This window comes from Streptomyces sp. NPDC029151, assembly GCF_055564315.1.
Genome location: NZ_JBVHWQ010000014.1, coordinates 59,882 through 81,044, shown reverse-complemented (window position 1 = coordinate 81,044; position 21,163 = coordinate 59,882). Strand labels below are relative to the sequence as shown.

The window sequence follows — 21,163 nt, the reverse complement described above, 5'->3', positions numbered from 1 at the left end:
AGGAGCATGCACCGCATGGGCCATGTTGACGTACTGGGGTGGTCGCTTCGTGCACTGCGGTCTTAGCGTGTACGTTAATCGCTTGACGTACGACTGTTGTGGAAGCGTGCAAAGAGGCGGGTGAGCGCCGTGGTGGCGTATCTGGACGTGGCGGCGACGACGCGGGTGGACCCCAGGGTCGCTGATGTCGTCCTGCACTGGATGACCGAAGACTTCGGCAACGCCGGCAGCCGCACTCACGAGTACGGCGTCCGCGCCAAGAAGGCGGTCCAGCAAGCCCGTTCTTTCATCGCAGGCACCGTGGGGGCCAAGACCGAGGAAGTAATCTTCACCAGCGGAGCCACGGAGTCGAACAACATCGCCCTGCTCGGCCTCGCCCCGTTCGGCGAGCGCACCGGCCGGAAGCACATCATCACGTCCGCCATCGAGCACAAGGCCGTCCTCGAACCCCTGTTGCACCTCGCGGAGAACCGCGGCTTCGCCGTGGACTTTCTTGAGCCAGGCCCGTCCGGCCGTATCACCGTCGAGCAGGTGGTGGAGCACCTGCGCCCCGACACGCTCGCGGTGTCTCTGATGCACGTCAACAACGAGACCGGAGTCATCCAACCGGTAGCCGAGCTAGCCGAACGCCTGCGAGCCACGCCGACCTACCTGCACGTGGACGCCGCCCAGGGATACGGCAAGATCGCCGATGATCTGACCGCGCCGATTGACCTGATCAGCATCAGCGGCCACAAGATCGGCGCGCCGAAGGGGGTCGGAGCGCTCATTACACGACGTCGCGGCTGGGACAAGGTGCCGCTGGAACCAATCATGTTCGGCGGCGGTCAGGAGAGGAAGCTGCGCCCCGGAACCCTCCCAGTCCCCCTGATCATGGGCCTTTATGAGGCCGCGAAGATCTTCTACGAGAGCCGGGATAACTGGGAGCGCGAAGCGCGAGCGATGCGCAAGCAGATCTTGCAAGCACTCGGCAAGACGCGCTTCCGCCTCAACGGAGATCAGGCACACACCGTGCCGCACATCCTCAACGTCTCCTTCGACCAGCTCAACGCTGAAGCACTGATTGTTCGGCTCAAGGACCAGGTTGCCATTGCAACAGGGTCGGCGTGCACTAGCGCCTCCTACACCCCTAGCCACGTGCTCCAGGCCATGGGCCTTCCCGATGATGTGGCGGCCAATGGGCTGCGGTTTTCCTGGTTCCCTCCGCAGGCGAGGGACTTCGACCCGCTGCCTATTGCCGAGACCATCGCCCGCATGCAGCCCGAGGAAGACTGACCATCCCTAATACTCCAGCCGTAGATCGTGATCTTCATGGCTGAAGTTCGGCTTGGCGTCGGTAGTGGCTGCGACGGGCTCGGGTTTGGTGGCGTCGTCGCCAAGTGGACCAGCGCCATCGCTGGACTGGGTCTTGGACTGGTCGAGCAAGCTGAGCGGTGAACAGGCGCTGAATCTCGTTGCAGGTGAGCGGCATCAGCCCGTCAGGGCTTGTGCCGTCGTCACTCGGGGGTTGGTCGCGGCGTTGGAGGGCGACAGTAACGGCAAGGAAGGCGTGTGCGAGCAGGGCAAGGGTCACCCAGCAATGCCAGGAATCCCAGCAGCGGACCTGGTGCTCGTCCAGCCCGGCCAGGGTCTTCGAGCTCTGGGAAGTCTCCTCCACCGTCCAACGGCTTCCCGCGACCTCGACCAGCGTGGACAGCGGCACTGGGCGGGGCGAATAGCAGCGGTAGTAGGCGAGTTCACCCGTACGCCGGTTGCGGCGGATCAGCAGGTATTGCTGGCCTGCCAGGCCGGGAGTGATGAGGGCGATCTGCGCCCAGTCGTACCAACGGTGGCCCTTCGCACCGCGTCCGGCGGACAGCTTCTGCCAGGCCCGCTTGGGGATCTTCTTGGCCAGGTGGTCGGCGCGCTGAGGGCCTGCCGGAGTGGGGACGCGGTGCGTGCCGGAGACCGCCAGCACGTAGCCGAGCTGGCGCTTCTCCAGGGCGGCACGGAGTTTCGGGTTGTCGCCATAGACCTCGTCGCCGGCCGCCCACGCGGCTGGAACTCTGCGTCCAGGGCGCGCTCGATCATCTGCTGGGCGAGCTGCGGCTTCGTCGCGAAGAGCAACTCCTCAGGGACGGCGGCCTGCCGGCAGCGTTCCGGGTCGCTCGTCCAGGACTTGGGCAGGTAGAGCGCGCGGTCGACAGCAGCATGTCCGTGCCTGGAGGTGTAGGCCAGGTAGACGGCGACCTGCGCGTTCTCGATCCGCCCGGCGGTGCCGGTGTATTGGCGCTGGGCTCCGACGGTGCGGTTGCCCTTCTTCAGGTCGCCGGTCTCGTCGACCACCAGCACGGCCTGTTCGTCGGCCAGGTGCCCCAGTACGAACGCGCGCAGGTCGTCGCGAACGAGCTCGGCGTCCCATTTGGCCCGGCCGAGCAGATGCTGCAGGCCGTCCGGGGTGGTGTCCCCGGCGTGCTCGGCGATGGTCCAGCAGTTCTTCCGGGGCAGGTCCGCCATCAGTCCGAGCAGCAACTGCTTTGCCCGACGCCGGGGTTCGACCCGGCTGAATCGTCCCGCAATCCGCGCCATCAGGTCCTCGAACACCGTCTGCCATCGGGCCGGTACTACGCTGTCCCTCGCGGCCACCGCAAGATGGTTAGTCTTCACACACTGGTGATCAACGGTGGCCGCACCCATGCTCGCGCGGCCTCCACCAGCGAGATCGCGAGACCACTATGGGTCTTGGATCTACGAGTCGAACCAGCGGTACCAGATGGGCGTGCCTACGCCTGCATCCCAGCTCTGGTGCGCGGCACGGCGCTGATCGGATGTCGTCAGCGACTCCTCGTGGGCGAGCCAGTCGAGGTACCACTCCGCGAATGTCGCGGCTCGGCGGTCATCGTTGAGCAGCGGGTTCAGGCGATCGCACGTTGCGCGCCCGTCGAACCACATGGTCCCTCGCATGGGCCCGCTGACCACGAGAAGTGTGTAGAAGCCGCAGCCATCGTCGTGGAGAAAGACGGCCCCGGTGACCCGAGCGGCTTCGAGCGCATACGCGGCCTCCTGCCAGGCGTTGTGATCAACTTGGTAGGCCGCATCGGACAGGTAGTCCTCCCGCTTCGGCTCTGGTGGTCCCACGCGTCCTCGCTTGCCGCCAGCGCGGTGTCATGGTCGGGAAAGGGGACATGCAGCTTCTCGTGGTCCCCGTACTGAGCGTCTTCCCAATCCCAGCGCGCCCCGTTGAACTGCAGCTTCCGCACCCGGCCGCCCGCACTGACATGCAGCAGGTACTGGCGGTAGTCCTCGGGGAACTCCACGCCGAACTGTTCCTCGCCCGGCGCACCTGTGTCTCGCTCAGGACTTCCGGAGCTCCTGTGGGCCGAGACACGAGCTCTGCCGCGCGTAGAGAGCGACGGTCCGATCCCGCACCTCATCCCAGTTCACTGCCTGCATGACCGGCAAGATAGCCGGTCGACCGACAGTCGCGTCGGCCTGGCCCCGGCGCTGGCGCTGGCGGCCACCGTAACAGCCCGGTGACGAAGATCACGATCTGCGGCTGGAGTACTAAGCCTCGGCCCGACGCACCAGGCGGTGCCCGCGCAGCTGCCGGCCACACCTGACGAGCTCGGCCTCCCAGCCGTTCTCGGTTCCGATCAGGTGCGGCTGTTCATACAACCCCGCCCGCATCTCAGACTCAGTCAACCGACGGTATCGCGGCACGTCCGGATCATCCGGTGCCAGAAACTCGTGCTTGCGGTGCAGCAAGGGGCGATTGGCCGAGCTTTCGTAGGAGAGATGGGATGCCTGAAGCGTCTGCAAGTCCACCATGTAGGAGGACCGAATCCGCGGATGCGGGTCTTTGTCAAACTCGGGGTAGTCCAGCCACGACACCGCTCGTCCCTGGTGCTTGAGCTTTGCCACTGTCCACTGCTCCGGGCGACCTGCAGCAATCGAAGCGCAGTGCTCGTACAAGCGCAAAACCGTCGGGATCCGCTCCAGCGTGCGTCGATGCACATACAGCGCCGTCGGTGTCACCTTGCCTGCAACGGAGGCGTTCATGGCACTGCGTACATAGCCGTCGTCGCGGAGCTTGAACAACAGCCGGTCAGCCCGCTGGCACGCCTCCTTGTAGGAGCTGAAGAACGTGCGTACGTCCTGCTGCAGCCCCACTGGCAGGCTGCCAAACGGTCCACGGCCGTTGAAGAGCTCCACCGCCAGGTAGAGCAACGTGTTCAGCGTCGATCGCTTAGCCCCCGCACTGGCCCGCTCAGGATCAGCACCATCCCGCACCAGGCGCTTGACCTCGCCGGGCCGCAGGTGAGCCAACAGCTCCGCAACGGTCCGCGGCATCTCCTCAATCCGCGGCGGACGTCCCCTACGCTCGAAGAAGTCCACCACCGCACTCACCGCCGAGGCAGTGTCCTCGGAAGCAAGCCACTCGGCATCTGGGATCACACGCTGCGCCAGATAGCTCAGCCGGGCGCCCTCGTCCCGGAACGCGTAGACGACCCCTGGCGCAGCCGCCACCACCCGAGCGCCGGTCACCTGCTCCACGTACTCCCGCAGCTCACTCGCGGCATATAGATGCTGGAACGTCTGTCGGCTCGTGAGCAGGCCGTCACCGAACTCCTGACCGTGGACCTTTGACTTCTCCCATGTCAGCCGGGCTGAAACAACCAGCAGCGTCGAGGTCAGCTCCCACGCTTGTTCCAAGGTCTGCCGACGTTCCGCCGGATCCTCGATCACGTTGAGTACGTAGGTCAGCAACACCACGTCGCTGGCAACCAGTTGCGTGTCGGAGCGATAATACGGATCCCACCCAGCCACCTGGCAGTCCAGTTGCTGCAAAGCTCTGACATCGTCACCACGACCACAGCCGTAGTCGAGGATCGTCCGCTCAGGTACCAACTGGCGGTCCGCCAGCGCTTGACGAGCGGGCACCGACAGCGTCATCCGCCCAATCGCCGTCCGGCGACGCTCACTACCCCAGATTTGCTGCATAACAGACACCTGCGTCCAGGTAACGACACCATCAGCAGGGTAGAAGACGCGCGCCCGGAACGCTCACGCAACGACGAACATGCCCCCCCAAGTGTCGGCAAGGCACCGTCACGCGGCGCATCCGCTGGCCGGGTCCTCCAGATAATGATGTCTGCCGCTCGAAGAAGGCTGAGAGGCCTCTCGTCAGGCGTACGAATGGGGACGATGAGATCTTGGATCCAATCCCGATGACGGCTTACGTCTGCTTGCAGGAGCGGCCACAAGCGTCGAGGGGTGTCCTTGTAGGCTCTCGGAGCTAGCTTTTGGCCGAGGTAGAACTGGTAGATGCTGCTGTCAAAAATCGGCACTAGGTTCGGCCGCTTTCGGTGAAGGATCTTGGTGACGGCAACGGCCTTGAAGTCGGGCAGCCCCGTACCGCCGGATTCACCTGTCGCGACCAGTGCTCGATCGACCAGAGACCAGGGTCCCGTCCAAGAAGTCCGCTGTCTTACACGCCTTATCCGCAAGCACCGCTTCCATCGCCTGCAGGACTTCAGCCCCCGGGCCGTCAGGGTGGAACAACGGTACGACCTGCTTATAGCCCATACGAACGCTCAGTAGGGCTGGCGCCAAGCAGTCCAACGGACTCAGTCGTTCCGGATCGCCCTGCCAGTCATACGTGCGGAAGGCTCTGGGCCCCCGGGGATCTGTCTAGGTCTGCAGGTGCTTCTCCGCGCAACCGCGCAGTGCTCCAATGGTCCTCACGTAGCCCCCGCAGCCTCGACGATTCGCACGGCAGCACCGCCGCTCTGATCAGAGCAATGTTCATCCGCATGCTACGAGCTGTGGACCATGTGTGGACGCATACTCGTCTAATTGCCGTCTATAGGGCTGTGACCTGCGGCGATGCCTGGAAGGCTATCCCCCTCCGGAGCCGTGCGCGCAGGTTCGAATCCTGCCCGGGGCACCCGACATGAGGTGCCCAAAGACCCCGTCACCAGCGGAAACGCTGAGGCCGGGGTCTTCGCCTATGTGCAGGCGTATGCGACCCGGAGCGGGCGTATGCCGGGGTCTGCGGACGAGGCGTGGACAGGAACTGAGCGCGTCCGCCCAGCTCACGGCGGCTGTTGCGGAGCGGCTGCAGCCCGGCGTGCCGGTCCCGCGCTGGATCCGCGGCGCCGAATACGCTGCGCCTGACTGCCACAGGAGAACGGCTCTTCACGTCGGTCCGGATGGCACAGCCGCCGCATGCAGGAAGGGGTGTGGCATGAGGACTCCAGGCGTACACCTGCGCGAGATCACCGACGACAACCGGGATGCCGTTCGTGCCCTCCGCGTCCGACGCGATCAGAAGCAGTTCGTCGCCTCCGTGTCCAAGTCGCTCAAGGAGGCGGCCAGGAAACCGGAGACCAATCCCTGGTACCGCGCCGTGTACGTCGGTGACGAGCCAGTCGGCTTCGTGATGCTCTCGTGGAAGCCGCCGGGCGGTCCCTACGAAGGACGGCACTTCATCTGGCGCCTCCTCATCGACAAGCGGCACCAGCGGCGGGGGATCGGCCGAGAGACTCTCACGCAGATTGCCGCCCTGGTTCGTGCGGACGGCGCCACCGAACTGTTGACCAGCTACGATCCCGGCGATGGCGAACCGTGGCCGTTCTACCAGAAGTTCGGGTTCGAACCCACCGGGGAGATCGACGACGGCGAGATCGTTCTGCGGCTCGTGTTCCCCGGTCAGTAGGCTCATCGGCCAGCGGCCGATGCCCTGGGGCCGGGACACCCGCCTGCCGGGTTCGGCCGTCTGCGGCAGGCTGCTTCCGGGCCGGCTCGGCTCTGGGGGGTGCTTCGCTCAGGCCGTGCTCAACTGTTTCAGAACCGCCTCTGCCACTCCCCTGGCGCTCCCAGGGTTCTGGCCCGTGATCAGCCGCCCGTCCTCGACCACGTAGGACTCGAAGGGCTTGTCGGCCGTGCTGTAGTCGGCCCCGAGTTCCTTCAGCCTCTCCTGCAGGTTGTAGGGGACGGCGTCTGCTCGGTTCGCCAGTTCCTCTTCGGGCCAGGAGAAACCCGTGACCCTCTTCCCCTTCACGAGAGGGTCGCCGTTGCTCAGGACGACGTTGAGCAGACCGGTCCCGCCGTGGCAGACCGTGGACACGACGCGTCCCGACTCGTAGAACCGCGCCATCAGTTCTTCCAGCTCGGGGGTCTGCGGAAAGTCGAACATCACTCCGTGACCACCCGTGAGGTAGATCGCGTCGTAGTCGTCGAGACGCACGTTGGAGATCTTCCGGGTGTCTTCCAGGAGATCCATGAACGCTCGGTCCCGGTACCGCTTTTCGGTGCCGAGTTCCGCCAGGACCTCATGGGAAAGGCTCTCCGGATCCAGCGGGATCCTGCCACCCTGAGGACTGGCGATGTCCATGGTGTAACCGCTCTCTGCCGCCACGTCCCAGAAGTGGGTCAGCTCCCCCAGCCACAGCCCCGTGCGCATGCCGACTTTCTCGTACTCACCGACGTTGGTGACGATCACCAGGATCTTCTTCGTCGCTGCCATGATCTCTTCCCGCTCCAGTCGTTTTTTCGCCTACCGAACGACGCCTCGGCTTGGAGAATCCGTGCCATTCGACCTCCGTCCGTTCCGCGGTCAGAGCGGGTTTGCTCGCCGAGCCCCGCCTCCTCGTCGACCGAGGTGCGGACGTCAGGGAGATCCCGAAAACCACCGTAGACCGGTCGATTTGGCACGGCAAAGGCACGTCACAGCAAGGGGGGAGGGGCCCTGGACTGCCCAGAGGAATGGTGCCAATGGCCGGCTCGTTCTCTCGTACTCGCGCGACAACTGCTCGATCTTGCGGTTCGGATCCTGCCGGGGGCGCCTTGTGCCAGGCGTCCGAAGACCCCGCCGTCGGCGATCGTGCCGAGGTCGGGGTCTTCGTGTTCGAGCGGGCGTGTGCCGCTCGGAGCGGGGTCGGGTGGCGGGAGCCGTGAGCGGCTGCGGACGGGGGGCGGGGACGGCGCGTCCCCTTCCGCGCGTTCGGTCAGGTCCGGCCTCCGGTGTACGGCGCGGACATGCGGCCGGAGGATCCGCGGCCCCGGTCCGTCGGGCGGCCGATCGAGGCGGCCATCAGGGCCACCAGCAGGCCTATGACGCCGACGATGACATTGTTGACGATGGTCTTCGTCGTGGAGACGTCACCGGCCACGACCCACGGGGCGATGATCGTCCACAGGCTCAGCGCGCAGGCCGCCCACGCCATGCTGTGCACACGCTCGTAGGGCCGGCCGAAGCCACCGCTCATGAGGAGGGCGTAGGCGATACCGACGATCAGGTTGTTGACCGCCAGGGTGGAGAAGCCGTTGAAGCCCGTGATCCAGGGCGAGGCCGCGAGGTACAGGCCGGTGAGGAGCGCCATGGTCTCCATGGCCTGCGCCTTCGGGGTGCTCGCGCTGCGCTCGGCCATCTCATGGCGTTCGCGCATGTCGATGATGTCGGGATGGGTTGCCATGTCGGGCCGAGGAGAGGTCGCCATGCCAATCACCTCCGGGTATGTCGCTTTTGTGCATTTCGCCCAGCGGGTACCCAAAAGGCGCACAGTAACCGCAGCGGCTTGAGGTGGGTACCGAACGGTCATGGGCAGCGGTCCGACGGCACCCCCACAGCCGGTGCCCTCACGCCGACCGCTTGCGGGACGGCGTCTTCTTCGCCGCCGCCTTCTTCGTCGCCGTCGTCTTCTTCGCCGCCCCCTCCCCCGCCTTGGACGTCGACTTGCGCGCGGGGGCCGCCTTCTTCGCCGCGGTCGTCTTCTTCGCCGTGGACGTCGACTTCTTGCCGCCGCTCTCCTTGGGGGCGGCCCGCAGGGTCGTGACCTCGGCCTCCGCGGCGCCGCCCGCGCGGGACTCGCGGGCCGCGCGGACGCTGCTCTCCAGGGCCGCCATGAGGTCGAGGACCTTGCCGCCGGCGGCGGGCGCCGGGGCCTCGGGCGGGGTCTCGCCGGAGGCCTTCGCGGCGATCACCTCCTCCAGCGCCTCCCGGTACTCGTCGTGCAGGTCGGCCAGGTCGACCTCGCCGAGCGTGTCCATCAGGGCGTCGGCGAGGTCGAGCTCCTTGTCGCGGATGGTGACGGCGGTGTCCGGGGCGACGCCCTCGGGCGTGCGGACCTCGTCGGGCCAGAGCAGGCCGTGCATGGCGATGGCGTCTCCGACGACCCGGAGCATGCCGAGCCGCTCCCGGCCGCGCAGCGCGTACTTGGCGATGGCGACCTTGTTGCTGCGCTTCAGGGCCTCGCGCAGGAGGGTGTACGGCTTGGCGGCGGGGGCGCCGCTGGCCGCGAGGTAGTACGCCGCGCCCATCTGGAGGGGATCGATCCGGTCGGCCGGGACGAAGGCGACGATCTCGATCGTGCGGGCGGTCGGGATGGGCAGGTGGGACAGGTCGTCGTCGGTGATCGGGATGATCGAGCCGTCGGCGTCCTCGTACGCCTTGCCGATCTCGGCCTGGCTGACCTCCCGGTCCTCCAGCTCGCACACCTTGCGGTAGCGGATGCGGCCGTTGTCCTCGGTGTGGATCTGACGGAAGGCGATGGCGTGGCTCTCCGTCGCGTTCACCAGCTTGATCGGGATGCTGACGAGCCCGAAGGAGATGGCGCCGTTCCAAATCGATCGCACGTGCCGCATCCTTCCTTTGGAGATCTGCCCGGCATGTCTGGGATTGTCATCCTATGACGCCTATCACAGAGGTGGAGGGGCGCCGGGTCGCGCTCAGCAACCTGGAGAAGGTGCTGTATCCGGAGACCGGCTTCACCAAAGGGGAGCTGCTGCACTACTACGCGACCGCCGCCACGGCCCTGCTGCCGCATCTGCGCGACCGGGCGGTGTCCTTCCTGCGCTATCCGGACGGGCCGGAGGGGCAGCTGTTCTTCACCAAGAACGTGCCGCCGGGTACGCCCGACTGGGTCACCACCGCCGAGGTCCCCCGGTCGTCGGCCGACAGCCCGGCCCGCATGGTCGTGGTGCAGGACCTGTCGAGCCTGGTGTGGGCGGCGAACCTGGTCACCGAGTTCCACACGCACCAGTGGCTGGTGCGGTCCCCGCAGGAGGCGGACCGGCTGGTCTTCGACCTCGACCCGGGCGCGCCCGCGACCGTGGTGCACTGCTGCGAGGTCGCCCTGTGGCTGCGTGAGCGGCTCGCGGCGGACGGGATCGAGGCGTACCCGAAGACGGCCGGGTCGAAGGGGCTGCACCTGCTGGCGGCGGTGCGCGGGGGTTCCTCCGAACGGACGTCGGAGTACGCGAAGGCGCTGGCGGTGGAGGCGGAACGGGAGATGCCCCGGCTGGTGGTGCACCGGATGACCAAGAGCCTCAGGCCCGGGAAGGTGTTCGTCGACTGGAGCCAGAACGCGGCCCGCAAGACCACGGCCGCCCCCTACACCGTGCGCGCCCGCCGGCTCCCCCTGGTGTCGGCGCCGGTGACGTGGGAGGAGGTCGCCGCCTGCCGGAACCCCTCGCAGCTGGAGTTCCGGCCGGAGGACCTCGCCCCGCGGCTCCAGGACCTCGGCGACCTGATGGCCCCCCTGACGGATCCGGCTCGGGCCGCACCCCTGCCCTGAGCTACAGCCTCCCCCAGGTGTTCCGGTCCCGGGCCATCCCGTGCAGGGCCTCCACGTCCGCCGGTTTGAGCACCCCGCCCAGCCGGCCCAGGCCCGCCAGCTCGCCGTCCGTCAGGATCCGCACCCGGCGCGGCTCGGCCGTCACGGTCACCTCGCCCGGGTCGACCAGGACCAGCAGCGGGCGGACCTCGGCGGTCAGGGCGTGGGCGGCGCGGTCGGCGTCGGCGCGCAGCCGGCGCAGCAGCGGCTCGGCCTCGCGGCGGCCCAGGGTGACCATCGGGTCCGCGACTAGGACCCGGGCCCTGCGGGCGTAGAGGGCGTGGACGGTGAACAGGCCGCCGGGGCCGATGAGCAGGTGGTGGATGCGGTCGCCGCCGGGCAGGGGCAGGGAGTGCAGGGTGTGCCAGCCGGCCCCCTCCAGGCCGTCCAGGGCCTCGCCGACGGTCTGCTCGGCGGCGAGGGCGCGCCGGCGCGGGTCGGGGCGCAGCCGGTGGGCGGGGCCGGGGTCGCGGTCGAGGGCGACGAGCAGGGCCTCGCCGGGGCGGTTGGGGGCCAGGTCGTCGTCCGGGTGCAGGGTGAGCCGGGCGAGTTCCGCGGGGGTGGGGACCGGGGGCGGGCCCACGGTGACCGGGCCGGTCAGGAAGGGCTTCAGGGCGTCGAGCACCTCGTCCCCGGCGTCCTCGCCGAGCAGGTTGACCCGGCCGGTCTCGCGGTCGTACCAGGCGACGTCGGTCCCGTCCTCCCGGCAGACGTACAGCCGCTCCCGGCCGTGCCGGAAGGCCGGCACCACGCGCAGTCCGCTCATGCGCCATCACCCCTCGACCATGGGAACAGGCGGGGTGCTCCGGGGGCAAGACCGGTTACCGTGGAGGTCCGGCCCTGCGAGGGGAGTGGGGGAGGCACCGTTGCGGACCCGCGGAACGCAGCCCGACGTGCCGGCTCCGGAGAGCCCGTGGAACGAGATCGTGCCCGGACTGTGGATGGGCGGGCACGAGTTCCGGGGCCGCTCCGGACGGCTGGAGTTCGCGGTCGTACGAGACGAGTTCGATCTGGTGCAGTCGCTGCTGCGGCTGCCGGGGTACGGACCGGATCCGGAGGTGGAGCACCATGTGTGGCCGATACCGGACGGACCGCTGGACGGGACGCAGCTCGCCGGCGTGATCCGGCTGGCGCGGGCGGTGAACGAGGCGCTGGACGCCGGCCGCCGGGTGCTCGTGCGCTGCTACCACGGGTACAACCGCTCGGGGCTGGTCATCGCGCACGCCCTGGTCCAGCGGGGAGACTCGGCCGACCAGGCGATCCAGCTGATCCGGGCCCGGCGCTCGGCGTGGGCGCTGCACAACGAGCTGTTCGTGGAGTACCTGCGGGCGGGCCTGGCGACCGTGCGGCTGCTGGAGGAGCTGGCCGAGCCGGCGGAGTAGCCTCTCCCCCGCATCGCGCCGCGCTCGCGTCACAGCAGGGGTATGAAGCACCACAAAGCGCACTTCCGTCAGAATGAAGAGATGCCAGTCCGCCCAGTCCGTCGCGCCGTGCGCCCAGCCCGTCGTGCCGTGCGCGCCGCCGTCGCCGTGACCGCCGCCGCCCTGCTCTCGGCGACGGCGGCGGCCTGCGGGGACTCCGGCGCCCTGCAGGGTGCCGGATCGACGCCGACCGCGGCCAGCCCGGTCAGGCTCTGGCCCGATCTGCGGCCGGCGTCCAGCCCGGCCTACCCCTACGACGTGGCGACCCGCAAGGTCGTCAAGGGCATCACGGTGCACGGCGACGACATCCGCGCGGTCGACCCGGTCGACGTCGTCGAGGCGGAGCTGGCGGCACGCCCCGCCGACTACGGGTCCAAGGGGGCGTACCACGCGACCGTGGAACGGATGAGGGAGTGCCGGCCGGGCGGGAACCGGGCCCGGTGCCCGCTGCTCAAGCCGTACTACCGGGACCTCACCGGGGACGGCCGGGCGGATCTGACGCTGGGCTTCCGGCTGTACCCGACCAACCAGACGGCGGTACGGGTCTACACGGTCGAGGGGCACCGGCTCGTGCAGGTGCTGGCCGACAACGACGCGATCGTCGGGGTGGAGCTGGCCGGCCGGGCGCTGATCGAGCGCTCGCCGGCCGACATCTCCGGTTACGAGTACCGCACCACCTGGGTGTGGGACCCGGGCCAGCGGGCTATGGTGTTCTCCCGCGACGAGTACCTGCACGTCGGCGACGGCCGGCACGCCAAGACCCCGTCCCCGTCGCCCTCCCCGGCGGACAGCGCGGAGAGCCCGCGATGAGGCCCACGCTGCCCCACTGGGCGGGGACGCTCGCCGTCAAGGCCGCCGCGTTCATCACGGTGATGTGCTGTGCTCTGGCGGCGCTGCTCGGCGTGCTCGTGCACGTCTCGGTGACCAACCAGACCGTCGGCCAGGCCCGCGAGCTGGCACTGTCCCGGCTCGCCGACGCCACCCGGGCGTACGAGGCCGGGGACACGCTGCAGCCAGGCGCCGGGGTGGACCCGCGGGGGCTGCCCGCGCCGCTGCGGTCGATGGCGGTGTCCGGGGAGCGCGGCACGATGGTCGCCGCCCACCGCGGGCGCCCGGCGATGTGGGCGGCGGGTCCGGTGGCCGGGCACCGGGCGCTGGCCGTGGAGGTCGACTACTCGCAGCAGGCCCGCACCATCGACGGTCTCGACCAGTCGATCCTGTGGTCGTCGGTGCTGGCGATCGGTGCGACCGTGCTGGTCGGCGTGTTCGCGGTGACCCGGGTGACCCGGCGGCTGCACGGCACCGCGCGGGTGGCCCGGCGGATCAGCGCCGGCGATCTGGACGCCCGGGTCGACGACCCCCGCACGAAGGACACGAGCCGGCCGCAGGACGAGGTCGCCGCGGTCGCCGCCGCGCTGGACTCGATGGCGTCCTCGCTCCAGGGCAAGCTGCTGAGCGAGCAGCGGTTCACCGCGGACGTCGCGCACGAGCTGCGCACCCCGCTGACCGGGCTGCACGCGGCGGCGGAACTGCTGCCTCCGGGGCGGCCGACGGAGCTGGTGCGGGACCGGGTGGCGGCGCTGCGCACGCTCACCGAGGACCTGCTGGAGATCTCCCGGCTGGACACCGGGCGGGAGCGGCCGCAGGTCGGCACCGAGGCGCTGGGCGCGCTCGCCGAGCGGGTGGTCAGGGCGTCGGGCACCGGCACCGAGGTGCGGATCCTGCGGGACGTCCGGGTGGAGACGGACCGGCGGCGGCTGGAGCGGGTGCTGGGGAACCTGGTGGCCAACGCGCACAAGCACGGGCGCCCTCCGGTGGTGCTGACCGTGGACGGGCCCGTGGTGACCGTCCGGGACCACGGGCCCGGGTATCCGGAGTACCTGGTGGCCCACGGCCCGCAGCGGTTCCGCACGGAGGGCGGGGCCAAGGGACACGGGCTGGGGCTGACCATCGCGGTGGGGCAGGCGGAGGTGCTGGGCGCCGCGCTGTCGTTCGCCAACGCGGTGGACGGCGGCGCGGTGGCGACGCTGACGTTGCCCGCAGGGGCGCGCCCGGCCCACTAACACCACGCACAAGACTCCCTATTTCGGTAGGTTCCGGGCATGACGAAGGCCGGAACCACCCTGGCGGCCCCCGCTCCCGCGCGCGCCCCGCGCCTTCCCCGGCGCCGGGGCGTCGAACTGTCCCTGCTCGTGCTGGCCGTCCTGCTGTCCGTGTACGGCTACTGCGCGGTGGGGCTGGCGCGGACCGGCACCGTGCCGCCCGGCGCCGTCGGGTACGGTGCCGGGCTCGGCGTGCTGGCCCTGTTCGCCCACATCGTGGTCCGGATCCGGGCGCCGTACGCCGATCCGCTGCCGCTGCCCATCGGTGTGCTGCTCAACGGGCTGGGGCTGGTGCTGATCTACCGTCTGGACCTGGAGACCCCGCGCGACCAGGCGGCCCCCACCCAGCTGGTGTGGTCGACGCTAGGGGTGGGCCTGTTCATCGGCGTGGTGCTGGTGCTGCGCGACCACCGGGTGCTGCAGCGGTACGCGTACGTCTGCGTGGTCGCCGCCCTCGCCCTGCTGGCGGCGCCGATCCTGTTCCCGGCGGTGAACGGGGCCCGGATCTGGATCCGGATCGCCGGGTTCTCCATCCAGCCCGGCGAGTTCGCGAAGGTGCTGCTCGCGGTGTTCTTCGCCGCGTACCTGGCCGCCAACCGCAGCGCGCTCGCCTACACCGGCCGCCGGCTGTGGCGGCTGCAGTTCCCGACCGGGCGGGTGCTCGGGCCGATCCTGACGATCTGGCTGCTGAGCGTGGGCGTCCTGGTGCTGGAGCGGGACCTGGGGACCTCGCTGCTGTTCTTCGGGCTGTTCGTGGTGCTGCTGTACGTCGCCACCGGGCGCACCGGCTGGATCGCGGTCGGCCTGGTGCTGGCGGTGCTCGGCGCCGTCGCCGTGGGGCAGCTGGAACCCCATGTGGGCGGGCGGATCGAGGACTGGCTGCACCCGTTCGCCTCGATCGAGGCCGGACAGGGCGCCAACCAGCTCTCCCAGTCGCTGTTCGCCTTCGCCGCCGGCGGGATCCTCGGCACCGGGCTGGGCCTCGGCCACTCCATCCTGATCGGCTTCGCCGTCAAGTCCGACTTCATCCTGGCGACCGCCGGGGAGGAGCTGGGCCTCGCCGGCCTCGCCGGGATCGTGCTGCTGTACGCGCTGCTGGTGGAGCGCGGCTACCGGGCGGGCCTGGCGCTGCGCGAACCGTTCGGCCGGCTCCTCGCGGTCGGGCTGGCCTCGATCGTGGCGCTGCAGGTGTTCGTGATCGCGGGCGGGGTCACCGGGCTGATCCCGCTGACCGGCATGGCGATGCCGTTCCTCGCCCAGGGCGGCTCCTCGGTGGTCACCAACTGGGCGATCGTGGCGCTGCTGGTCCGGCTGAGCGACTCGGCACGCAGCCAGTACGACGGCCGGGAGACACCGTGACCGAGTACGGCGGCCTCCCCGACGGCGGGCGCCCGATGACGAAGTGCATCCGGCACGCCTGCGTCTTCTGTGCCCTGCTGCTGGCGGCCCTGCTGGCCAACGCCACCCGGGTGCAGGTCGTGCAGTCCCGGGAGTACGACGGCAATCCGGCCAACCGCCGTGCCACGATCGCCCGTTACCAGCAGCCGCGCGGGAACATCCTGGTGGGCGGGGCACCGGTCACCGGGTCGGTGGACACCGGGGAGCAGCTGCGCTACGAACGCACCTACCTCGACGGCCCGTTGTACGCGCCGGTCACCGGCTTCGCCTCGCAGACGTACGGCACCACGTTCCTGGAGCACGCCGAGGACGGGGTGCTCTCCGGAACAGATCCGCTGCTCACGCCGCTGCCGGTGTGGAACGACGTCACGCGCGCGCCGAACCGCGGCGGGGACGTCGTCACGACCCTCGACCGGCGGGCCCAGGAGGCGGCGTACCGGGGGCTGGCGGGGCGCAAGGGGGCGGTGGCCGCGGTCGAGCCGGCCACGGGCCGTGTGCTGGCGCTGGTGACCAGCCCCTCCTACGACCCGGCGGAGCTGTCCGGCAACAGCGAGTCGGTGACGGCGGCCTGGGACAGGCTGGGCCACGACCCGGAGAAGCCGATGCTGAACCGGGCGGTACGGCAGACCTATCCGCCGGGGTCGACGTTCAAGGTGGTCACCGCGGCGGCGGCGCTGGACGCGGGCGTGGTGACCGACCTGGACGAGCGCACCGACTCCCCCGACCCCTACCGGCTTCCCGGCACCACGACCCGGCTGACCAACGAGGGCGAGGGCTGCCGGAACGCCTCGGTGCGGGACGCCTTCGAGTGGTCCTGCAACACGGTCTTCGCCAAGCTGGGCGTGGACGTGGGGGTGCGGGACATGGCGACCACGGCCCAGGCGTTCGGGTTCAACGACACCGACCTGCGCATCCCCTTCGCCGTGGCGCCGAGCACCTTCGACCCGAAGGTGGACCGGGCGCAGCTGGCGCTGTCCTCGATCGGGCAGTACAACACGCGGGCCACCCCGCTGCAGATGGCGATGGTCGCGGCGGCGGTCGCGGACGGGGGCCGGCTGCGTCCGCCGTACCTGGTGGAGCGGACCACCCGGCACGGCGGCGAGACGGTCTCCGGCAGCGGGGCCCGGCCGGGGCGGCAGGTGATGCGGCCGGACACCGCGGCCCGGCTGATGGAGCTGATGGCCGGTGTGGTGCAGGAGGGCACCGGCACCAACGCGGCCATCCCCGGCGCGCTGGTCGGCGGCAAGACCGGCACCGCCCAGCACGGGGTCGGCAACGCCGGTGTGCCGTACGCCTGGTTCGTCTCCTGGGCGCAGGCCGAAGGCGCGCCGGAGCCGCAGGTGGCGGTCGCGGTGGTGGTGGAGGACGCCTCCGCCGACCGGGGTGAGATCAGCGGCGGCGGGGACGCGGCGCCGATCGCGCGGGAGGTGATGCGGGCGGTGCTGCGGCGGTGAGCCGGTCCGGCCGGTCAGCCGACGGGCCGGAGCATCTCGGAGCGGATCTTGAGGGTCTTCCGTGCCGCGGCCTCCAGGTCCACGCCGCCGGGGTCCTTCTGCCCGAGGCTGACCTCGCCGACGATGGCCGCCGTGTTGCCGTCCGCCCACGAGCAGACCGGGTAGACGAGAGTCGTCCCGGCCTGCTTCTGGGTGAGCACCTGGCAGCTGACGGTGGTGTCCGCGCCGGACGGGGTGATGTCCTGCGCGCGCTCCTCGGCCGTCACGCTGTCGGCCTCCGCGGCGCCCTTGAGCATGTTGTCCCGGACCTCGGACTGGTTCTTGAACCGGCCGTACATGCCGGAGACGAGCAGCATGCCCTCGGTGTTGCCGCCGTCCGGGCTGTAGCGGCCGACCGCGGCGTGGATGTCCTTCGCGTCCCAGGCGCCGTCGGCCTCGTCCTCGATCTTCTTCCCCTCGGTGCCGGAGAGGTCCTGGGCGAGCGTGTACTTCCCGTCCAGCAGCGTGTGCGGCAGGGTCAGCTTGTTCCTGGCCGCCGGGAAGCCGCTCTCGGCCACCGTGCCGACCACCAGGAGCAGCGCGATCCCGGCCGCGACGACACCTCCGACGATGCCGAGCACCAGCCCGACCCGCCGCTTCTTCGGCGGCGGGCCCATGGGCGGCACGCCCCAGCCGGGGTACGGCTGTTGGGCCGGGTACGGCTGCTGCTGGGGGTAGGGCTGCTGCTGGGGCGGGTACGGCGAGCCGTACGGACCCGGGGCCTGCTGGCCGTACGGGGGCTGCTGCGGCGGGTACGGCGACTGCTGGCCGTACGGGCCCGGGTTCTGCTGCGGCGGAGGCATGGACACGCCAGCACGCTACTGCACCCGGGTGACACGGCCGGCACCGCACCCCGTGCCGGTCAGCCCTCCGCCGCGCCGGACTCGATCGCCGCCTCCACCTCGGCCACCCGCTCCCGCTCCTCGGCGGCGAAGCGTTCGGCGTCCAGCCGCTCGGCCAGCTCCTCGTCCTGGGCCATCAGCAGGTCCAGGTTGGAGTCGCCCAGCTCGAACACGCCCATGTCCGCGTAGGCCTGCTGGAGCCGCCTGCCCCACAGGCCGATGTCCTTGACGCACGGCACGATGCGGCTGAACAGCAGCTTCCGGAAGAGCCCGAGGAACTCGGACCGCTCGCTCAGCGCCTCTGCCTCGGCCTTCGGGATGCCGAAGTTCTCCAGCACCTCCACCCCGCGCAGCCGGTCGCGCATCAGGTAGCAGCCCTCGATGACGAACTCCTCGCGCTCGCGCAGTTCGGCGTCGGTGAGCTGCCGGTAGTAGTCGCGCAGCGCCATCCGCCCGAAGGCGACGTGCCGGGCCTCGTCCTGCATGACGTAGGTGAGGATCTGCCGGGGCAGCGGCTTGTCGGTGGTGTCCCGGATCATGCCGAACGCGGCCAGCGCCAGCCCCTCGATGAGCACCTGCATGCCCAGGTAGGGCATGTCCCAGCGGCTGTCGCGCAGGGTGTCGCCGAGCAGCGACTGGAGGTTGTCGTTGATCGGGTAGACGAGGCCTATCTTCTCGTGCAGGAACCGGCCGTAGATCTCGGCGTGCCGGGCCTCGTCCATGGTCTGGGTCGCGGAGTAGAACTTGGCGTCGAGGTCGGGCGCCGACTCCACGATCCGCGCGGCGCAGATCATCGCGCCCTGCTCGCCGTGCAGGAACTGGCTGAACTGCCAGGAGGCGTAGTGCCGGCGCAGTTCGCCCTTGTCCTTCTCGGAGAGCTTGGCCCAGTGCGGGGTGCCGTACAGGGACATCGCCTCCTCCGGGGTGCCGAGGGCGTCGTACGGGTCGACCTCCAGGTCCCAGTCGATCCGGGTCCGCCCGTCCCACTGCTTGTCCTTGCCCTTCTGGTACAGGGCGAGCAGGCGGTCGCGCCCGTCGTCGTACTCCCAGCTGAAGCGGGCCGCGCCGGCGGCGGGCACCTGCCAGGAGGAGGCTGCGGGGTCGTTGGCGTAGAGGTCGTGCGTCGGCATACCCGGCAGGCTCACACGCGGACGCCCGGTCAACAAGTCATGCGCGAGGGATTGACGGGCTTGCTGACAAGCAGTCTTATAAGAGGCAGGACGACTACCCCCGGGTAACGAGGTGAGGGAGCCATGACGACCCTGACGGAAGCGGACGCGCTGGAGGGCTTGCGCGACGCGCTCGGCCTGCTCAAGGACCGGGAACAGGTGGCCGAACGGCTGCTCGTCTCTTCCGCCAAGCACTCCTTCGACCCGGACGAGGAGCTGGACTGGGACGCGCCCTTCGAGGAGGGCAAGTGGTTCTGGCCGCCGGAGCTGGTGTCCCTCTACGACACCCCGATGTGGAAGCGGATGAGCGAGGAGCAGCGCATCCTGCTCTCCCAGCACGAAGCCGCCGCGCTGGCCTCGCTCGGCATCTGGTTCGAGATCATCCTGATGCAGCTGCTCGTCCGGCACATCTACGACAAGGCGGCGACGAGCGCGCACGTGCGGTACGCGCTCACCGAGATCGAGGACGAGTGCCGGCACTCGAAGATGTTCGCCCGGCTCATCTCCCGCGGGGGCACGCCCTGGTACCCGGTGAGCCGCGCCCACCAGAACCTCGGCCGGCTCTTCAAGACCATCTCCACGACCCCCGGCTCCTTCACCGCCACGCTGCTCGGCGAGGAGGTCCTGGACTGGATGCAGCGGCTGACGTTCCCCGACGAGCGGGTGCAGCCGCTGGTCCGCGGGGTCACCCGCATCCACGTGGTCGAGGAGGCCCGGCACGTCCGGTACGCCCGCGAGGAGCTGCGCCGCCAGATGGTGACCGCCCCGAAGTGGTCCCAGGAGTTCACCCGCGTCACCTCCGGCGAGTTCGCCCGCGTCTTCTCGGTGGCCTTCGTCAACCCCGACGTCTACACCAACGTGGGCCTGGACAAGCGGGAGGCCATGGCCCAGGTGAAGGCCAGCGCACACCGGCGCGAGGTCATGCAGACGGGCGCGAAGCGGCTGACGGACTTCCTGGACGACATCGGTGTGCTCCGGGGGGCCGGACGGCGGCTGTGGAGGTCCTCGGGCCTGCTGGCGTAGGCCGGCCGGTGCGCCCCGCGGGGGCACGGGGAACGGCGCGGGCGGCCACCGCGTGCCGGCGGACGGCGGACGGCCGGGGCCGCGCGGCGATTAGGCTGCTGGCCATGACCCCGTCGGCCACCCCCGCATACCGCCGCCTGAGCGTCGAGGAACGACGAAGTCAGCTCCTCGACGCCGCCCTGGGCCTCTTCGCGCACCGCGCCCCCGAGGACGTCTCCCTGGACGACGTGGCGGAGGCGGCCGGAGTCTCCCGCCCGCTGGTGTACCGGTACTTCCCGGGCGGCAAGCAGCAGCTGTACGAGGCCGCGCTGCGCTCCGCCGCCGAGGAACTCCGGCAGTGCTTCGACGAGGCCCGCGAGGGCCCCCTGCTGCCCCGCCTGTCCCGCGCCCTGGACCGCTACCTGGCCTTCGTGGACCAGCACGACGCCGGCTTCAGCGCACTGCTCCAGGGCGGCAGCGTGGTGGAGACCTCCCGCACCACCGCCCTCGTGGACGGGGTGCGCCGGTCCGCCGCCGAGCACATCTACGAGCACCTCGGCGTCAGCCGCCCCGGGCCGAGGCTGCGCATGACGGTCCGGATGTGGATCACGGCCGTCGAGGCGGCCTCCCTCATCTGGCTGGACGAGGACAAACAGCCCCCGGCCGGTGAGCTGCGGGACTGGCTGGTGGACCAGTTCGTGGCCGTCCTCACCGTCACCGCGGCCCGCGACCCCCAGACCGCGGCACTCGTCGGCGCGCTCGCCGAGGATGACCGAGACTGACCTCGTGAAAAGTCAGGACACCCCCTTCGAGGGCGGCCCCATGGACGGGCGGGTGCTGCCCGTCCTGCTCGGTCCCACCGGGCACCCCCCGAAGACGTACCGCATCCCCGTCCCGGACCCGGAGGGCGGCCCGCCCACGGTGCTGGTCTACCGGCGTGTGCCCCGGGGGCACAGCAGGAGGCTGGGGCTGGTCCAGGGGTGGAAGTACGCGTACGACCCGGACGACACCTCCGGGGGCGGGCTCCGGTGGCCCTGGTCGCGACCGAACGGGTGAAACCGCCGCGCCGCACCGCGCGGGCCTGCCCCCCACCCCGTACCGACGCGTCCGATTATCACCTTTGCGACTATCCCACCAGCAG

20 protein-coding genes and 1 pseudogene are annotated in these 21,163 nt (G+C 70.0%); 11 read left to right on the top strand and 10 right to left on the bottom strand.

The features are described 5' to 3' along the window. Window positions 1–120: 120 nt before the first annotated feature. A complete protein-coding gene (gene dndA, locus ACZ4VF_RS35360) occupies window positions 121–1,275 on the top strand; it encodes a cysteine desulfurase DndA (RefSeq protein ID WP_467931170.1) in 1,155 nt (384 codons plus the stop codon). A 34-nt stretch (window positions 1,276–1,309) separates the two neighbouring features. Here dndA and ACZ4VF_RS35355 read toward each other — a convergent pair. From ACZ4VF_RS35355 to ACZ4VF_RS35340, 4 genes and pseudogenes are all read right to left on the bottom strand, one after another. Further along, a pseudogene (locus tag ACZ4VF_RS35355) lies at window positions 1,310–2,568 on the bottom strand (IS701 family transposase). Window positions 2,569–2,727: 159 nt separating this feature from the next. Then, complete coding sequence (locus ACZ4VF_RS35350) at window positions 2,728–3,117, bottom strand: hypothetical protein (RefSeq protein WP_467931169.1); 390 nt, start codon at window positions 3,115–3,117, stop codon at window positions 2,728–2,730. 426 nt (window positions 3,118–3,543) lie between these two features. After that, a complete protein-coding gene (locus ACZ4VF_RS35345) occupies window positions 3,544–4,980 on the bottom strand; it encodes a DNA phosphorothioation-associated putative methyltransferase (RefSeq protein ID WP_467931168.1) in 1,437 nt (478 codons plus the stop codon). Then, window positions 4,929–5,486 (bottom strand): DUF6308 family protein, encoded by a 558-nt coding sequence (locus ACZ4VF_RS35340; RefSeq protein WP_467931166.1) that lies wholly within the window; start codon window positions 5,484–5,486, stop codon window positions 4,929–4,931. Before ACZ4VF_RS35340 ends, ACZ4VF_RS35345 begins: the two co-directional genes overlap by 52 nt. Window positions 5,487–6,226: 740 nt before the next feature. Here ACZ4VF_RS35340 and ACZ4VF_RS35335 point away from each other — a divergent pair. After that, complete coding sequence (locus ACZ4VF_RS35335) at window positions 6,227–6,697, top strand: GNAT family N-acetyltransferase (protein WP_467931165.1); 471 nt, start codon at window positions 6,227–6,229, stop codon at window positions 6,695–6,697. Between the two features lie 108 nt (window positions 6,698–6,805). On the opposite strand, the gene ACZ4VF_RS35330 is transcribed toward ACZ4VF_RS35335, so the two are convergent. The 3 genes from ACZ4VF_RS35330 to ku form a co-directional block, all read right to left on the bottom strand. Further along, window positions 6,806–7,507, bottom strand: a complete 702-nt coding sequence (locus ACZ4VF_RS35330) for a type 1 glutamine amidotransferase domain-containing protein (protein ID WP_467931164.1) — start codon at window positions 7,505–7,507, stop codon at window positions 6,806–6,808. 481 nt (window positions 7,508–7,988) lie between these two features. Further along, the gene (locus ACZ4VF_RS35325; protein WP_467931203.1) at window positions 7,989–8,456 is read right to left on the bottom strand and encodes an SPW repeat protein; all 468 of its coding nucleotides are present in this window, start codon (window positions 8,454–8,456) and stop codon (window positions 7,989–7,991) included. A gap of 163 nt (window positions 8,457–8,619) precedes the next feature. After that, complete coding sequence (gene ku / locus ACZ4VF_RS35320; protein ID WP_467931162.1) at window positions 8,620–9,615, bottom strand: non-homologous end joining protein Ku; 996 nt, start codon at window positions 9,613–9,615, stop codon at window positions 8,620–8,622. 53 nt (window positions 9,616–9,668) lie between these two features. Between ku and ligD the strand changes: the two genes are divergently transcribed. Beyond that, window positions 9,669–10,556: a non-homologous end-joining DNA ligase gene (gene ligD, locus ACZ4VF_RS35315; protein WP_467931161.1), complete on the top strand. Its 888-nt coding sequence runs from the start codon at window positions 9,669–9,671 to the stop codon at window positions 10,554–10,556. A 1-nt stretch (window position 10,557) separates the two neighbouring features. Here ligD and ACZ4VF_RS35310 read toward each other — a convergent pair whose 3' ends face one another. Further along, window positions 10,558–11,361, bottom strand: coding sequence for a nuclease-related domain-containing protein (locus tag ACZ4VF_RS35310; RefSeq protein WP_467931160.1), 804 nt, complete (start codon window positions 11,359–11,361; stop codon window positions 10,558–10,560). Between the two features lie 100 nt (window positions 11,362–11,461). On the opposite strand from ACZ4VF_RS35310, the gene ACZ4VF_RS35305 reads away from it, so the two are divergent. The 5 genes from ACZ4VF_RS35305 to ACZ4VF_RS35285 all read left to right on the top strand — a co-directional run bounded on the left by ACZ4VF_RS35305 (window position 11,462) and on the right by ACZ4VF_RS35285 (window position 16,970). Further along, on the top strand, window positions 11,462–11,977 hold the full coding sequence (locus tag ACZ4VF_RS35305; protein WP_467931159.1) for a protein-tyrosine phosphatase family protein: 516 nt from the start codon (window positions 11,462–11,464) through the stop codon (window positions 11,975–11,977). 81 nt (window positions 11,978–12,058) lie between these two features. Next, window positions 12,059–12,826: a hypothetical protein gene (locus ACZ4VF_RS35300; protein WP_467931157.1), complete on the top strand. Its 768-nt coding sequence runs from the start codon at window positions 12,059–12,061 to the stop codon at window positions 12,824–12,826. Further along, complete coding sequence (locus ACZ4VF_RS35295; RefSeq protein WP_467931156.1) at window positions 12,823–14,079, top strand: ATP-binding protein; 1,257 nt, start codon at window positions 12,823–12,825, stop codon at window positions 14,077–14,079. The genes ACZ4VF_RS35300 and ACZ4VF_RS35295 overlap by 4 nt, the downstream gene beginning before the upstream one ends. A 39-nt stretch (window positions 14,080–14,118) precedes the next feature. Beyond that, on the top strand, window positions 14,119–15,477 hold the full coding sequence (locus ACZ4VF_RS35290) for an FtsW/RodA/SpoVE family cell cycle protein (RefSeq protein WP_467931155.1): 1,359 nt from the start codon (window positions 14,119–14,121) through the stop codon (window positions 15,475–15,477). A 35-nt stretch (window positions 15,478–15,512) separates the two neighbouring features. Beyond that, complete coding sequence (locus ACZ4VF_RS35285) at window positions 15,513–16,970, top strand: penicillin-binding transpeptidase domain-containing protein (RefSeq protein WP_467931202.1); 1,458 nt, start codon at window positions 15,513–15,515, stop codon at window positions 16,968–16,970. A 14-nt stretch (window positions 16,971–16,984) separates the two neighbouring features. Here the strand turns inward: ACZ4VF_RS35285 and ACZ4VF_RS35280 are convergent, their stop codons facing one another. Next, window positions 16,985–17,812, bottom strand: coding sequence for a hypothetical protein (locus ACZ4VF_RS35280; RefSeq protein WP_467931201.1), 828 nt, complete (start codon window positions 17,810–17,812; stop codon window positions 16,985–16,987). A 59-nt stretch (window positions 17,813–17,871) separates the two neighbouring features. Further along, window positions 17,872–18,981 (bottom strand): ferritin-like domain-containing protein, encoded by a 1,110-nt coding sequence (locus ACZ4VF_RS35275; RefSeq protein ID WP_467931153.1) that lies wholly within the window; start codon window positions 18,979–18,981, stop codon window positions 17,872–17,874. Window positions 18,982–19,104: 123 nt separating this feature from the next. On the opposite strand from ACZ4VF_RS35275, the gene ACZ4VF_RS35270 reads away from it, so the two are divergent. The 3 genes from ACZ4VF_RS35270 to ACZ4VF_RS35260 all read left to right on the top strand — a co-directional run bounded on the left by ACZ4VF_RS35270 (window position 19,105) and on the right by ACZ4VF_RS35260 (window position 21,078). Beyond that, window positions 19,105–20,043, top strand: a complete 939-nt coding sequence (locus ACZ4VF_RS35270) for an AurF N-oxygenase family protein (protein WP_467931151.1) — start codon at window positions 19,105–19,107, stop codon at window positions 20,041–20,043. A 104-nt stretch (window positions 20,044–20,147) separates the two neighbouring features. Next, a complete protein-coding gene (locus ACZ4VF_RS35265; protein WP_467931150.1) occupies window positions 20,148–20,804 on the top strand; it encodes a TetR/AcrR family transcriptional regulator in 657 nt (218 codons plus the stop codon). Further along, window positions 20,791–21,078, top strand: coding sequence for a hypothetical protein (locus ACZ4VF_RS35260; RefSeq protein WP_467931149.1), 288 nt, complete (start codon window positions 20,791–20,793; stop codon window positions 21,076–21,078). Before ACZ4VF_RS35265 ends, ACZ4VF_RS35260 begins: the two co-directional genes overlap by 14 nt. Window positions 21,079–21,163: the final 85 nt, after the last annotated feature.

What these genes read in the sequence shown, in the direction of transcription:
- ACZ4VF_RS35310 (WP_467931160.1), bottom strand. Translation starts at nt 11,361, where the DNA reads ATGAGCGGACTGCGCGTGGTGCCGGCCTTCCGGCACGGCCGGGAGCGG.
- ACZ4VF_RS35290 (WP_467931155.1), top strand. Translation starts at nt 14,119, where the DNA reads ATGACGAAGGCCGGAACCACCCTGGCGGCCCCCGCTCCCGCGCGCGCC.
- ACZ4VF_RS35335 (WP_467931165.1), top strand. Translation starts at nt 6,227, where the DNA reads ATGAGGACTCCAGGCGTACACCTGCGCGAGATCACCGACGACAACCGG.
- ACZ4VF_RS35295 (WP_467931156.1), top strand. Translation starts at nt 12,823, where the DNA reads ATGAGGCCCACGCTGCCCCACTGGGCGGGGACGCTCGCCGTCAAGGCC.
- ACZ4VF_RS35345 (WP_467931168.1), bottom strand. Translation starts at nt 4,980, where the DNA reads ATGCAGCAAATCTGGGGTAGTGAGCGTCGCCGGACGGCGATTGGGCGG.
- ACZ4VF_RS35280 (WP_467931201.1), bottom strand. Translation starts at nt 17,812, where the DNA reads ATGCCTCCGCCGCAGCAGAACCCGGGCCCGTACGGCCAGCAGTCGCCG.
- ACZ4VF_RS35325 (WP_467931203.1), bottom strand. Translation starts at nt 8,456, where the DNA reads ATGGCAACCCATCCCGACATCATCGACATGCGCGAACGCCATGAGATG.
- ACZ4VF_RS35330 (WP_467931164.1), bottom strand. Translation starts at nt 7,507, where the DNA reads ATGGCAGCGACGAAGAAGATCCTGGTGATCGTCACCAACGTCGGTGAG.
- ACZ4VF_RS35260 (WP_467931149.1), top strand. Translation starts at nt 20,791, where the DNA reads ATGACCGAGACTGACCTCGTGAAAAGTCAGGACACCCCCTTCGAGGGC.
- ACZ4VF_RS35265 (WP_467931150.1), top strand. Translation starts at nt 20,148, where the DNA reads ATGACCCCGTCGGCCACCCCCGCATACCGCCGCCTGAGCGTCGAGGAA.
- ACZ4VF_RS35275 (WP_467931153.1), bottom strand. Translation starts at nt 18,981, where the DNA reads ATGCCGACGCACGACCTCTACGCCAACGACCCCGCAGCCTCCTCCTGG.
- ACZ4VF_RS35300 (WP_467931157.1), top strand. Translation starts at nt 12,059, where the DNA reads ATGCCAGTCCGCCCAGTCCGTCGCGCCGTGCGCCCAGCCCGTCGTGCC.
- ACZ4VF_RS35270 (WP_467931151.1), top strand. Translation starts at nt 19,105, where the DNA reads ATGACGACCCTGACGGAAGCGGACGCGCTGGAGGGCTTGCGCGACGCG.
- ACZ4VF_RS35285 (WP_467931202.1), top strand. Translation starts at nt 15,513, where the DNA reads ATGACGAAGTGCATCCGGCACGCCTGCGTCTTCTGTGCCCTGCTGCTG.
- ligD (WP_467931161.1), top strand. Translation starts at nt 9,669, where the DNA reads ATGACGCCTATCACAGAGGTGGAGGGGCGCCGGGTCGCGCTCAGCAAC.